This window comes from Nonomuraea sp. MTCD27 (assembly GCF_041950495.1).
Classification (GTDB): Bacteria; Actinomycetota; Actinomycetes; order Streptosporangiales; family Streptosporangiaceae; genus Nonomuraea.
The window spans coordinates 127,308-140,528 of sequence record NZ_JBGNUW010000028.1; the positions used below are offsets into that span (position 1 = coordinate 127,308).

Below are 13,221 nucleotides of genomic sequence, written 5' to 3' on the forward strand. Positions count from 1 at the left end.
GCGTCGCGGTCCGGCAGGCCGCCTTCACGCGGGCACCGCCGTCCGCGCGGGCAGCAGGCCCGCCGGGCGCACCAGGAGCACCAGGCCCATCGCCCCGAAGATCAGGAAGGACGCGTACTCGGGCAGCAGCGCGGTGCCGAGGGCCTGGACCTGCCCGATCAGCACGGCGCCGAGCAGCGCGCCGCGAACGGAGCCCAGCCCGCCGATGACCACCACGACCAGCGCGAGCAGCAGCACCTTCTCGTCCAGGCCCGGCGCGGCGCCCAGGATGGGCCCGGCCAGCACGCCGCCGACCGCCGCGAGCCCCGCTCCCGCGGCGAAGACCCCGACGAGCACCCTGCCGGTGTTGATGCCCAGCGCGGACACCATGCCGCGATCGGCGACGGTCGCGCGGATCAGCGAGCCGAGCCGGCTCCGCTCGACCAGCACGTAGACGCCCACGGCGAGCACCACCCCGAAGCCGATCACCAGCAGCCGGTAGACCGGGTAGGCCTGGCCGAACACGGAGACGCTCCCCGCCACCGGCGCGGGCGCGGCGACGGAGTGCACCTCGTTGCCGAAGACCGCCGACAGCGTCTCGGCCACCACCAGCGAGACGCCGAGGGTGAGCAGGGCCTGGTCGAGGTGGTGCGGCGTGGCCCGCGACAGGCCCGCCAGCACGCCGCCGAGCACGGCCCCCACCACGGCGGCGACCAGCACCGCCAGCACGAAGGCCGGCAGGCCGCCCTCGTCGGCGGTCAGCGCGACCACGATGTACGCACCCACCAGGTAAACCGCTCCGTGGGCGAGGTTGAGCACGTCCATCATGCCGAACACCAGCGACAGTCCGAGCGCGATGGCGAACAGCAACGAGCCCATCGCCAGGCCGTTGAGCACGCTCACCAGGTACGTGACCATCAGCTCAGCTCGCTGAGGACGGCATTGACCACGGTGCCGCCGGTGGAGCGGACCTCCCGCAGGTAGTACTTCTGCTGGGCGTCGTGGTCGGCGTCGAAGCTCCACCCGCCCCGGGGGCTGTCGACGGTCCCCACCGTGCCCAGCGCCTTGACCAGTTCGTCGCCGGTGCCGCCGGGGGCCTTGGCGAGCGCCTTGTCCAGCACCGACGCGGCGTCGTAGGCCTGCACCGCGTACACCGTCGGCGCCTCGTCGTAGGCCTTGCGGTAGGCGTCCACGAACTCCTTGTTGCGCGGGGTGTCCAGTTCCGAGGAGTAGTGGAGCGAGGTCTTCACGCCCACCGCGGCGTCGCCCTGGGCGTCGAGCACGCCGCCCTCGGTCAGGAAGCCGGTGCCGTACAGCGGTGTGCTGTCGGCCAGCCCGAACTGCTGGTACTGCTTGACGAAGCTCACGGCCTCCGCGCCGGCGTAGAAGGCGTAGACGGCCTTGGCGTCGGAGCCGCGGATCGCCGACAGGAAGGGCTGGAAATCCTGGGTCTTGCCGAAGGGGGTGTACTTCTCCCCGGCCACCTTGCCGCCCGCCGCCTCGAACGTCTTGCGGAACCCGGCGACCATCTCCCGGCCGGCGGCGTAGTCGGCGGCGATGAGGTAGACGCCGCCCTTGACCTCCTTGGCCACGGCGGGGCCCAGCGGGGCCGCGACCTTTCCGTTGGCGAAGCTGGTGCGCCACACGTACGCGGACTTGCGGGCGCCGGTGATGTCGTCCGCGCCCGCGTTCGCCACCAGCAGCGGCTTCTTGGACTCGTGGAAGAAGTCGCGCAGGCCCAGCGCGGTGGCGGAGTTGACGACGCCGACCACCGCGGTGGCCTGGTCCTGCGTCACCAGCTTCTGCGCGGCCGGCACGCCGGTCTGCGGGCCCTCGCCCTCGTCGGCGCTGACCACCTCGACGGTGCGGTTGCCGAGTTTGCCGGCGTGCTGGTCGAGATAGAGCTGGAAGCCGTTGCGCATGTCCTCGCCGAGCGGCGCGTAGACGCCCGACAGCGGCACCAGCAACCCGATCTTCACCGCGTCGCCGGACTGGCCACCGCCGGACTGGTCGAGACTCGAGCCGGCGCAACCCGCGAGCACGACAGCGGCCGTCGTCAGGGCGAGGACGGCCGTGCTGGTGCGTAACGTGCGCAGATCGATGGAGAGAACGTGCATGGCAACACTCCAGGGAGATGGCTCGGCGCGCCCCCGTGCTGAGACGGTGCGCCCAGAATCTACAGATGCCTGTTGTGACGTCAATAGCGTGTAACCAATCGAGACCTTCGACGCCCGCTCATCACGGCCGGCCCCGGCGCGGTCCCGGCCCCGGCCGGATCCGCGGCGGCGATCCGTACCCTGAGCTGCCGTTATCGCCCCGGCCGCACAATACTTGCTACATATACCTTCTGTGTCGCGATGAGAATGTGGCATGTTGAGGGGTGTGTCCATCAGCAAGGAGTAGCCATGTCCACTGACTCCCGCACCGGCGCCGCACCCTCACCCTCCGGCCCGCTCAGCCGCGTCGACTACAGCGAGCGCATCCCCAACAACGTCGACCTGGCGAGCGACCGCCGCCTGCAGCGCGCGCTGGAGAGCTGGCAGCCGAAGTTCCTGGACTGGTGGAAGACGCTCGGCCCGGCCCTGCCGACCAAGGACGTCTACCTGCGCACCGCGGTCGCCGTCGGCCGCGACGGGTGGGCGCACTTCGACCACGTCCCCATGGAGGAGTACCGCTGGGGCATCTTCCTGGCCGAGCGCGACCCCGACCGCACGGTCGGCTTCGGCAAGCACAAGGGCGAGCCCGCCTGGCAGGAGGTGCCCGGCGAGCACCGGGCCGACCTGATGCGGCTGATCGTCGTGCAGGGCGACACCGAGCCCGCCAGCGTGGAGCAGCAGCGCGTCCTCGGCAACACCGCGCCCAGCATCTACGACCTGCGCAACCTCTTCCAGGTCAACGTGGAGGAGGGCCGCCACCTGTGGGCCATGGTCTACCTGCTGCACGCCTACTTCGGCCGGGAGGGCCGCGAGGAGGCCGAGCAGCTGCTCAAGCGCAACTCCGGCAACCTCGACGCGCCCCGCATCCTCGGCGCGTTCAACGAGGAGACCACCGACTGGCTGCAGTTCTTCATGTTCACCTACTTCACCGACCGCGACGGCAAGTACCAGCTCGGCACGCTCAAGGAGTCGGCGTTCGACCCCCTCGCGCGCACCTGCCAGTTCATGCTCAAGGAGGAGGCCCACCACATGTTCGTGGGCACCACCGGGGTGCAGCGCACGCTGGAGCGCACGGCCGAGCTGATGAGGCGGCACGGCACCGCCGACATCCTGCCCCACGGGGGCATCCCGCTCGACATCATCCAGAAGTACCTGAACTTCCAGTTCTCCGTCTCCATGGACCTGTTCGGCTCCGAGCAGTCCACCAACGCCGGCAACTACTACACCTCGGGGCTCAAGGGCCGCTGGATGGAGACCCGGCGCAAGGACGACCACGTCCTGCTGGAGGCCACCCGCGAGCTGCGCCATGTCCAGGACGGCCGGATCACGACCAGGACCGTCCCCATGCTCAGCGCCCTCAACCTCGACCTGCGCGACGAGTACGCCACCGACTGCGCCCACGGCGTGCGCCGCTGGAACCAGGCCCTGGCGGACGCCGGCCTCGACGAGCGGCTCTACCTGCCGCACGAGGGCTTCAACCGCAAGGTCGGCGTCTACGCCGGCCACCACGTCACTCCGCACGGCGAGGTCGTGGACGAGGCGACGTGGCAGGCCCGCGCCCGCACCTGGCTCCCCACGGCCGAGGACCGCGAGAAGGTGGCCTCCCTCATGGTCCCCGAGTACGAGTACGGCGAGTTCGCCGGCTGGATCGCCCCGCCGAAGACCGGCATCAACGACCAGCCGGTCGAGTTCGACTACGTGCACCTGGCCGACGAAGGGCTGCTCTAGTGCCGCGCGGCGGCCTCCTCCTCCATGCGGTCCCACTCGGACTGGGCGCGCCGATGCCACCGGTTGTGCAGATCGTGGAAGACGGCGGCCGCCCGGGTGCCGGGCCAGGCGTGGTCGAGCAGCTCGGCGGGCAGGTCGGGGTCGAGGAACGGGAAGCGCCGCCACTCCTGGATGAGCAGCACCTGGTTGACGAACGCCGCGCGGTCGGAGGAGACCGTGCGGCGTTCGAAGCGTTCGATGAAGCTCAGATAGCGCTTCTCGACGTCGTCGAGGTCCCAGGCGGCCGTGATGATCTTGGTGGTGTCGCCGATGCCCGCCGACGGACCGGTCCAGGCGTAGGCCCGGTCGGCGAGGTCGAGCTCCCGGACGACCTCGCGCACCTCGGCCTCCTTGGAGGCGTCGGGCACCACCCACAGCCCCGGAGCCGGCGAGCCGAGGCCCAGCCAGGTGAGCTTGGTGCGCAGCCGGTGGCGGAGCTGACGCTGGGTCTCGGGCACGCCCGCGGTGAGCACGAGCCAGCGGCCGTCCCACGTGTGCGGCCGGCGCATGAAGCCGTAGATGCGCTCGGCGCCCTCGCGCAGCAGCCGGTCCCCCGCCTCCGACAGGATCCAGCGCACCTTGCGGCCGTGCCGCTCCGACTGCAGCAGCCCCTCGGCCGCGGTGCGGGAGAGGGCCTGCCGGGCGGACTTCTCCTCCACGCCGAGGGACGCGAGGGCCTCGATCAGGCTGCCGGTCCACATCTCGCCGCGGCGGGGCATGACGAACTCTCCGAGGATGGTCAGCAGCAAGGACCGGGCGCTGGCGGACGTCCTGTCCTGCGGGCGTTCCGCGGACACGGCCGACCGGCCGCCATCGGGCGTGCGCGGTTCGCTCGGGGCCACCGCTCCCTCCCTCGTCCGAATCTCCGTGACGCGCATTCTCTCAGGTCAGGCACGCCTGCCCGTAATCCGGACCGGGGTCACGGAAGCGCATCAGTAAATACTACAAAGCCTTGACGCTACTCCTATATCAAGTCGAATATGAGGGCTAAGGTCCCGAATCCTCGGAGCACGCATTGACTGTCACCGCTGAAACCTCACCGATGGTCCGCTTCGCGACCTCGCCGGACCGCTACCGCCACTGGACGCTCGAGGTGGACGGCGCGGTGGCCACCGTCACCCTGCGCGTGGACGAGCACGGCGGCCTCGTCCCCGGCTACGAGCTCAAGATGAACTCCTACGACCTCGGCGTCGACATCGAGCTGTACGACCTCGTCCAGCGGCTGCGCTTCGAGCACCCGGAGGTCAAGGCGGTCGTCGTGACCGGCGGCCTGGACCGGATGTTCTGCGCCGGAGCCAACATCCGCATGCTCGCCCAGTCCTCGCACCCGTGGAAGGTGAACTTCTGCAAGTTCACCAACGAGACCCGCAACGGCATCGAGGACGCCACCGAGCACTCCGGCCAGACCTGGATCGCCGCGCTCAACGGCACCGCCGCGGGCGGCGGCTACGAGCTGGCGCTGGCCTGCGACCAGATCGTCCTCATCGACGACGGCTCCTCGGCCGTCTCGCTGCCCGAGGTGCCGCTGCTCGGCGTGCTGCCCGGCACCGGCGGCCTGACCCGCGTGGTGGACAAGCGGCACGTACGCAAGGACCGCGCCGATGTGTTCGCCACCAGGTCCGAGGGCCTGCGCGGCAAGACCGCCCGCGAATGGGGCCTGGTCGACGCCACCGTTCCGCGCAACGCCTTCACCGAGGAGGTCGCCAGGCGCGCCGGCGAGGCGGTGCGGGCGTCCCGGCGCCCCTCGGGCGCCAGGGGCGTCGTCCTGACGCCGCTCGACCGCAGGGACGAGGGCGACACCATCACCTACCCGTACGTGTCCGCCCGGATCGACCGGGCGAACCGCCGGGTCGAGATCACGGTGTCCGGCCCCCACGACGCCCCGCCCGCCGACCCCGCCGCCCGGGGCGCGGACTACTGGCCGCTGGCCATGACCCGGGCGCTGGACGACCTCATCCTGCACCTGCGCACCAACGAGCTGGACCTCGGCATCTGGGTGCTGCGCACCGCCGGTGACCCCGAACGGGTGCTGGCCTATGACACCCAGCTCCACGAGGCGGGCGACTGGTTCGCCAACGAGGTGCGCCACTACTACAAACGCACGCTCAAACGCCTCGACGTCACCAGCCGCAGCCTCATCGCCGTCATCGACCCGGGCACGGCCTTCGCCGGGCTGCTGGCCGAACTGGCGCTGGCCGCCGACCGGCAGTACATGCTGGAGGGCGTCTACGAGGACCGCGACGACGACCGCGACGACGACCGCCCCGCCGCCGTCGTCCTCAGCCCGTCCAACGACGGCGACTACCCGATGGGCAATGGCCTGTCGCGCCTGCGGTCCCGCTTCTGGGGCGACGACGCCGCGCTCGAAGCCGTGCGCGCCCGGCTCGGCGAGCCGCTGGACGCCGCCGCCGCGCTGGAGCTCGGCCTGGTCACCGTGGCCATGGACGACATCGACTTCGCGGAAGAGCTCCGCATCGTCCTGGAAGAGCGCGCCTCGCTCTCGCCGGACGCGCTGACCGGCATGGAGGCCAACCACCGCTTCGTCGGGCCGGAGACCGTGGAGACCAAGATCTTCGGCCGGCTCACCGCCTGGCAGAACTGGATCTTCATCCGCCCCAACGCCTCCGGCCCCGACGGCGCCCTGCGCCGCTACGGCACCGGCCGCAAGGGCGACTACGACCTCGAGCGGGTGTGACCATGAGCGGGAGCGAGTTCAACGCCGGAGTCTGGCTCTGCCACCGCCACGTGCGCGAAGGCCGGGGCGACCGCGTCGCCGTCCGCGCCGGGACCACGCTCACCTACGCCGGGCTGTCGGCCCTGGTCTCCGCGGCCACCGCGGGGCTGCGCGGGCTGGACCTGCGGCGCGACGATCGGGTGCTGTTCGTCACCGGAGACGGCGTGCCCATGTTCACCGGCATCCTGGCGGCCTTCTGCGCCGGGTTCGTCGCCGTACCGGTCTCCACGATGTTAGGCGCCAAGGAGCTCGGCACGATCATCGCCGACTCCGGCGCGAGCGTGGTGGTGGCGGGCACCGAGTACGGCCCGCAGGTCCAGGAGGCGCTCGCCATGGCGCCCGAGGTGCGCCACCTGGTGTGCGACGGCCCCGACCCGCTGCCCGCGCCCGCCGGGATCACCTCGCTGACCTGGCAGGACCTCCTCGCGGACGGGGAGCGGGCGCCGGCCGGGCTGCGCGAGCCCGCCGGCACGCTGGAGGACTCCTGGGCGCTGTGGCTCTACACCTCCGGGACGACCGGCGCCCCCAAGGGCGCCATGCACCGCCACGCCGGCGTCCGGTACGTCTGCGAGACCTACGGCGACCAGGTGCTCGGCATCCGGCCCGACGACGTCTGCTTCTCCGTCGCCAAGCTCTTCTTCGCCTACGGCATCGGCAACTCGATGTTCTTCCCGCTCGCGGCCGGCGCGGCGACGCTGCTCGAACCGCGCCGCCCCAGCCCCGCCGTGACCGCCGAGCGCCTGGCCGCCGACCGGCCGACCCTGTTCTTCGGCGTCCCCACCTTCTACGCCGCGCTGCTCGGCGCCGGCCTGCCCGAGGACGCCTTCACGTCGGTACGGCTGGCCGCCTCGGCGGGAGAGGCGCTGCCCGCGCCCCTGCAGGAGCGCTTCACCGGGCGCTTCGGCGTGGAGATCATCGACGGCATCGGCTCCACCGAGGCGCTGCACATCTTCCTGTCCAACCGGCCCGGCGAGGTACGCCCCGGCACCACGGGCCGGCCGGTGCCCGGCTACGACATCGAGCTGCGTGACGCGGAGGGCGCCCCCGTGCCCGACGGGCGGCCCGGCTCCCTGCACGTGCGGGGCGGGTCCGTCGCCCTGGGCTACTGGCGGCGGGCCGATGCCGGCCGGGCGGTGTTCGCGGGCGGGTGGCTCAACACCGGCGACACCTACGTCCGCTCCCCCGACGGCTACTACACCTGCCTGGGCCGCAGCAACGACCTGCTCAAGGCGGGCGGCATCTGGGTCTCGCCGGTGGAGGTCGAGAGCCGCCTGCTGGAGCATCCCCAGGTCGAGGAGGCCGCGGTGGTCGGCCTGGCGGACGAGCACGGGCTCGACAAACCGGTCGCCTGCGTCGTCGTCCGGAGCCCGGTCACCGCCGGCGAGCTGGTCCAGTGGTGCCGCGACGGCCTGGCCGCGTTCAAGCGGCCCCGCCAGGTGATCTTCCTCGACCGGCTGCCCAAGACCGCGACCGGCAAGATCCAGCGCTTCAAGGTCCGCCAGATCGTCGCGGACCTGGCCGGCGGGGAGCCGCCCGGATGAGCGCCCGCGACGCCGGCGCGCACGGGCGGGTCACCGCGGAGGCCGTGCCGTGATCGACGGCCTCCCGCTCATCGACGCGCACGTCCACGTGCCGCTGCTCGGCACCCTCAAGCCGGCCTGGCGGCGGTGGGCCCGCGACTTCGGCGCGGACGGCGTCATGGAGGACGCCTGGGATCGCGAGGGGCGGCCGCGCCCGGCTCGCCTGGACGAGATCTTCGCGGCCGAGGGCGTGGACGTCGCGCTGCTGTTCTGCGAGTACAGCCCCAAGGCGACCGGCACGCAGGCGTTCGAGGACCTGCTGCCCATCGTCGAGCACAACCCGGCCCGCTTCCGCCCGGTCGCCAACGTCAACCCGCACCTGCACTTCCCGGTCGCCGCCGAGGTGCGCCGGCAACTCGACCTCGGAGCCGCCGCGCTCAAGCTGCATCCCGTGCACGGCGGCTTCCGCTGCGACGACGCGGCGCTGTACCGGGCGTACCACGTGCTCGAAGAACGCGCCGTCCCGCTCGTCGTCCACTGCGGCACCAGCTCCTTCCCCGGCGCCGCGAACGAGAACGCCGACCCGCGCTTCCTCATCCCGGTGATCCGTGACTTCCCCGGGCTCAACGTCGTGCTCGCGCACGGCGGGCGCGGCTGGTGGTACGACGCCGCCGCCTTCCTCGCCCTGTCCCACGACACCGTCTGGCTGGAGCTGTCGGGCCTGCCGCCCAAACGGCTGCCGGAGTACTACGCCAAGTTCGACCTGGCCCGCCTCGCCCGCAAGTGGATCTTCGGCACCGACTGGCCGGGCGTGCCCGGCACCGCCGCCAACGCGCGTGCCGTCGCCGGGCTGGTGCCCGGCGAGGTGGCCGCGGCGGTCCTCGCCGGAAACGCCGGGAACGTGTACGCCGGTCTGCCCCCGATCCGGTAGGCGCGCTGACCCACACCCGCCACCGGGCGATCCCCGCCTCCGGGTCACCGGCCTCACATATGCCACATACTCCTGACGACGTGTTAGACCGGTGTGGACTGATCCGCCTCCAGGTCCTTGCGGTAGATCACGAAGTGGCAGGGCGTGGCCAGGTACGGCGCCAGGTGCGGGTAGTCCCTCTCCACCACCCCCGTGGCGACCGGCCGGTAGCCGATCCGGCCGTACCAGGCGGCCAGGAACTCCTTGGACGGGTGCGGCCAGTCCCGCGGCACCAGCAACTCCAGCTGCATGACCCCGCGCCCCTCCGCCCGGCCGAGCCGCTCGGCGCAGCGTACGAGCTCCCGCCCCAGCCCCGAGCCCCGATGCCGGGGCGAGGCGGCCAGCATCCCGAACTCGCTCGTGTCGCCGTCGACCTCCCGCACCCGCACGCACCCGGCGATCCGCCCGTCCACGAGCGCCACGGCGATCTCCTCCGCCTTGACGTAACCGGCGACCTCCGCCACGGACGTACGGGCGACGCCATCGGCCCACAAACCCTCCTCGGCGACCGCGTACACCTCGTTCACCAGATCCGCGAGCTCGGCCATCAGCCCGTCATCGGCCGCGGCACCCGCCGGCAGCCGCCGGATCCCGAACTCCCGCGCAACGATCATCAGGCACTCCTTGTCTCGTTCCCCATCGGATCCGGCTCAATTCTCGGTCCGGCCGCGCAGGAACGCGGTCACCGGGGCCCGGTGCCCGCCTGGCGGGTGGGTGCGGGGAGGGGGGTCAGCGCAGGTACCGGTGGATGGCGTGGCGGATCTGCTCCGGCGTCATCGGGTCGGTCGACAGGGCGCTGTGCAGCGTGAGCCCTTCGATGAGCGCGTCGAGCTCGCGGGCGGTGGTGGCGTCGAAGTGGCGTTCCAGCGCCTGCCGGCTGCGCGCCATCCACGCCTGGGTGACGGCCAGGAGGGCCGGGTTGCGGGCCGCGGCCACGTACAGCTCCGCCGTGAGGACGAGGTCGTGCCGGGAGCCGAGCAGGTCGTCCGCCACCAGCGTGATGACCGCCTCGACGGCCTCGTCACGGTCGCGGGCGGCGCTCAGACGTTCGTCGAAGACGCGGGCCACGGCGTCGGCGTGCCGGGTGAACGCCTCGGCGAGCACCTCCTCCAGCGACGCGAAGTGGTACGTCATCGAGCCCAGCGGCACGTCGGCGGCGCGGGCGATCTCCCGGTGCGTCGTCCCGGCGACGCCGCGCTCGGCGATGACGGTGAGCGCGGCGTCGATCAGCCGGTCCCGCCGCCCGGGGTCGTGCCGCCGCCTCCGCGGGGTGGCGGGAGTGCTCATGCCGTGCCCGGCTCGATCGTACGGATCACGCGGGCCGGGTTGCCGGCCGCGACGACGTTCGCCGGGAGATCGCGGGTGACCACCGCGCCGGCGCCGACGACCGTGTTCTCCCCGATCGTCACCCCGGGCAGGACGATCGCCCCGCTGCCCAGCCACACGTTGTCGCCGATGGTGATCGGCCGGGCGGCCTCCCACTTGGCCCTCCGAAGCTCCGGATCCACCGGGTGGGTCGGCGTCAGGAGTTGCACGTTCGTCCCGATCTGCACGTCGTCGCCGATGGTGATCGGCGCGACGTCCAGGGCGACGAGGCCGAAGTTGGCGAACGAGCGGGCGCCGATGCGGAGGTGGCTGCCGTAGTCGACGCGCAGCGGCGGCCGGATCATCGTGCCCTCGCCGACCGCGCCGAGCAACTCGGCGAGCAGCCGGCGCTGCTCCCGCGGGTCGCGGGCCGACGTGGCGTTGAAGGCGTCCATCAGGTCGGCGGCGCGCAGCAGGTGCTCGGCCAGTTCCGGGTCGTCGGCGACGTACAGGTCACCGGCGAGCATCCGCTCCCGCATCGAACGGCCGTCAAGGTTGGGCATCATACGTACAACCGTACACATATTACGTACGCTTGTACGTATCGGCCCGGCCATGGGCGGGGGCCGAACCAGCGGACCCGGGCCTGCTCGAGGCCGCCGGGGTCCGCCGCGGAGCTCGGTGGACACCGCAGGTCCCCGCGATAAGATACGCGAGTGGATCGTAAGAACGAGCGGATCACGGGCGAGCGCGGAGAGCGCGGCGCGATCGGGGCGATCGGGGCGCAGGCGGCGGAACGTCGTACCGACGGCGACACGATCCGTGACAGCGGCGCAGCCCGTAGACGCGGCTCCAAACTCAAGGACGCGCTCCTCGACGCCGCATGGGACGTGCTGGTCGAGCACGGATATCACGGCTTCACCTACGAAGCGGTCGCCGCCCGCGCCGGCACCAGCCGTCCCGTGCTCTACCGGCGCTGGCCGCAGCGCGACGACCTGCTGCTGGCCACGCTCACCAGGTTCTGGCAGCCGATCGAGGTGCCCGACACCGGCAACCTCCGCGACGACGCGATCGGCTTCCTGCGCAACGCCGACGCCGACCGCGCCGGCACGATCACGCTGATGAGCGTGCAGCTGGCAGGCTACTTCCACGACACCGGCACCAGCCTCGGGGAGCTGCGCGACACCCTCGTGCCGCCGGGCCGGGCGACCGCCTTCGAGATGATCGTCGCCCGCGCGGTCGGGCGCGGCCAGCTGCCCGACGTGCCACGCCCGTCCCGCGTGGTGAACCTGCCGCTGGACTTGCTGCGCCACGACATGTTCATGACGATGCGCGCGGTGCCGGACGAGTCGATCGTCGAGATCGTGGACAAGGTGTGGCTGCCGCTGCTGGGGGTGCCCGGAGCTCCGCCCGCGTCCTAGCCGGGTCCGGGCGCCGTCATCGCCCCTCCCCTCGCGCGCCGAGTGCGTCCACGGCGGCCCGCAACGCCTGCCACTGCTCGGCCAGCCCGTGCGGTACGTCTCCGAGGGGGTCCTTGAAGAAGAAGGCCAGTTCGGTGAGCGGGCCCGTGCGCCCGGCCCGGTGCGCGGCCGCGGTCAGCCGCGCCAGGTCCAGGATCAGCGGCGCGGCCAGCGCCGAGTCGCAGCCGTGCCAGGTGAACTCCATGCGCATGCGGGTTCCGAGGAAGCCTTCGAAGGAGATCAGGTCCCAGGCGCTCTTGAAGTCGCCGAGGTCCTCGACGAAGTCGATCCGGGTGTCACCCTGCGGGACGTAGCCGAGCGTCTCGGCGAGCACGCGTTGTTTGCTGGCGGACTTGGCCGCGTTGGCCGCCGGCTGGGCCAGGTTCGCGCCGTCACCGCCGCCCAGCAGGTTGATCCCCGACCAGGTGCGCAACTTCAGGTTGCGCAGGGCGAACATCGGGGCGAGCACCGACTTGACCAGGGTCTCGCCGGTCTTGCCGTCGTGGCCCGCGTACGGGAGCCCCTCCCTGCGGGCCAGGGTGTCGAGGGCGGGCAGGCGGGCGCCGGTGGAGGGCGTGAAGTCGACGTACGGGCAGCCGGCTCGCAGGGCGGCGTATGCGGCCAGGGCGCTGGGCGGCAGGACGGGCTCCGGTCCGGCCAGCGCGGCGCGCAGCGCGTCGAGATCGGTGTGGGCGGGATGGGGTGGCGGCGCCGGTTCGGTGGTCGACACGTTGATCACGACGACACGGTCCGGCCGGTGCCGCCGGCGGAAACGGTCCAGGTCGGCGCCGATGGCGTCGGCGGTCTCTGCCTGGGTGTCGTGGACCGGCAGGGGCCGGACGTCCTGCTCGACCTCGGCCAGCGCGTCGCGTACGGCCTCGGCCGGCCGCGCGGGGACGATTCCCGCCTCGGCCAGGGCGGCGGCCTTCTTGCCCAGGGGGATCGAGGAGATGTCGTGGCCGCCGAAGACCAGGTCCCCGATGCCAGGGAGGGCGTCACTGCGCAGTTCGGGCGACTCCAGGACGCACCCGGTCGGTTCGGCCAGGCCCGCCCGGGCCGCCAGCGCCCCGAGCATGCTGGTGACCGCGACCGATCCTCGTGCTCCGATCAGCCATACTCCGGTTCTCATCTGTCTCCTCTCGCGACGGTTCGCCGGGGCGGGGGGATGCCACGGCGAGATGTCCACGCCGGGCCGGTCGGTGGCGGGCCGGTCGGTGGCGGGCCGGTCGGTGGCGGGCCGGTCGGTGGCGGGCCGGTCGGTGGCGGGCCGGTCGGTGGCGGGCCGGTCGGTGGCGGGCCGGTCGGTGGCGGGCCGGTCGGTGGCGGGCCG

General features: G+C 72.3%; 12 protein-coding genes. 5 read left to right on the plus strand and 7 right to left on the minus strand.

What is annotated here, in order from left to right; all coding sequences use genetic code 11:
* Positions 1 to 24 precede the first annotated feature (24 nt).
* Together ACBJ59_RS53215 and ACBJ59_RS53220 are read right to left on the minus strand one after the other, a co-directional pair.
* Positions 25 to 897, minus strand: coding sequence for a branched-chain amino acid ABC transporter permease (locus ACBJ59_RS53215; protein WP_375117632.1), 873 nt, complete (start codon positions 895 to 897; stop codon positions 25 to 27).
* Positions 897 to 2,096 carry an ABC transporter substrate-binding protein gene (locus ACBJ59_RS53220; RefSeq protein ID WP_375117633.1) on the minus strand — a complete coding sequence of 400 codons (1,200 nt, stop codon included), beginning with the start codon at positions 2,094 to 2,096 and terminating at the stop codon, positions 897 to 899. The genes ACBJ59_RS53215 and ACBJ59_RS53220 overlap by 1 nt, the downstream gene beginning before the upstream one ends.
* Positions 2,097 to 2,384: 288 nt before the next feature.
* Between ACBJ59_RS53220 and boxB the strand changes: the two genes are divergently transcribed.
* Positions 2,385 to 3,863 (plus strand): benzoyl-CoA 2,3-epoxidase subunit BoxB, encoded by a 1,479-nt coding sequence (boxB, locus tag ACBJ59_RS53225; protein WP_375117634.1) that lies wholly within the window; start codon positions 2,385 to 2,387, stop codon positions 3,861 to 3,863.
* Here the strand turns inward: boxB and ACBJ59_RS53230 are convergent.
* Positions 3,860 to 4,744 carry a PaaX family transcriptional regulator C-terminal domain-containing protein gene (locus tag ACBJ59_RS53230; RefSeq protein ID WP_375117635.1) on the minus strand — a complete coding sequence of 295 codons (885 nt, stop codon included), beginning with the start codon at positions 4,742 to 4,744 and terminating at the stop codon, positions 3,860 to 3,862. The genes boxB and ACBJ59_RS53230 overlap by 4 nt on opposite strands.
* A 200-nt stretch (positions 4,745 to 4,944) precedes the next feature.
* On the opposite strand from ACBJ59_RS53230, the gene boxC reads away from it, so the two are divergent.
* The 3 genes from boxC to ACBJ59_RS53245 are packed head-to-tail and all read left to right on the plus strand — an operon-like array spanning position 4,945 to position 9,087.
* Entirely contained in the window at positions 4,945 to 6,597 is a 1,653-nt protein-coding gene (boxC, locus tag ACBJ59_RS53235) for a 2,3-epoxybenzoyl-CoA dihydrolase (RefSeq protein ID WP_375117636.1), read from the plus strand.
* A 2-nt stretch (positions 6,598 to 6,599) separates the two neighbouring features.
* Complete coding sequence (locus ACBJ59_RS53240; protein WP_375117637.1) at positions 6,600 to 8,177, plus strand: benzoate-CoA ligase family protein; 1,578 nt, start codon at positions 6,600 to 6,602, stop codon at positions 8,175 to 8,177.
* Positions 8,178 to 8,226: 49 nt separating this feature from the next.
* Positions 8,227 to 9,087 carry an amidohydrolase family protein gene (locus tag ACBJ59_RS53245; protein WP_375117638.1) on the plus strand — a complete coding sequence of 287 codons (861 nt, stop codon included), beginning with the start codon at positions 8,227 to 8,229 and terminating at the stop codon, positions 9,085 to 9,087.
* Positions 9,088 to 9,170: 83 nt separating this feature from the next.
* Here the strand turns inward: ACBJ59_RS53245 and ACBJ59_RS53250 are convergent, their stop codons facing one another.
* The 3 genes from ACBJ59_RS53250 to ACBJ59_RS53260 form a co-directional block, all read right to left on the minus strand.
* Entirely contained in the window at positions 9,171 to 9,740 is a 570-nt protein-coding gene (locus ACBJ59_RS53250; protein WP_375117639.1) for a GNAT family N-acetyltransferase, read from the minus strand.
* A gap of 115 nt (positions 9,741 to 9,855) precedes the next feature.
* A complete protein-coding gene (locus tag ACBJ59_RS53255; RefSeq protein ID WP_375117640.1) occupies positions 9,856 to 10,413 on the minus strand; it encodes a TetR/AcrR family transcriptional regulator in 558 nt (185 codons plus the stop codon).
* A complete protein-coding gene (locus ACBJ59_RS53260) occupies positions 10,410 to 10,997 on the minus strand; it encodes a sugar O-acetyltransferase (RefSeq protein ID WP_375117641.1) in 588 nt (195 codons plus the stop codon). Before ACBJ59_RS53260 ends, ACBJ59_RS53255 begins: the two co-directional genes overlap by 4 nt.
* A 150-nt stretch (positions 10,998 to 11,147) precedes the next feature.
* On the opposite strand from ACBJ59_RS53260, the gene ACBJ59_RS53265 reads away from it, so the two are divergent.
* Complete coding sequence (locus tag ACBJ59_RS53265; protein WP_375117642.1) at positions 11,148 to 11,852, plus strand: TetR/AcrR family transcriptional regulator; 705 nt, start codon at positions 11,148 to 11,150, stop codon at positions 11,850 to 11,852.
* A gap of 16 nt (positions 11,853 to 11,868) precedes the next feature.
* Here ACBJ59_RS53265 and ACBJ59_RS53270 read toward each other — a convergent pair whose 3' ends face one another.
* The gene (locus ACBJ59_RS53270; RefSeq protein ID WP_375117648.1) at positions 11,869 to 13,020 is read right to left on the minus strand and encodes an inositol-3-phosphate synthase; all 1,152 of its coding nucleotides are present in this window, start codon (positions 13,018 to 13,020) and stop codon (positions 11,869 to 11,871) included.
* Between the last annotated feature and the right edge of the window lie 201 nt (positions 13,021 to 13,221).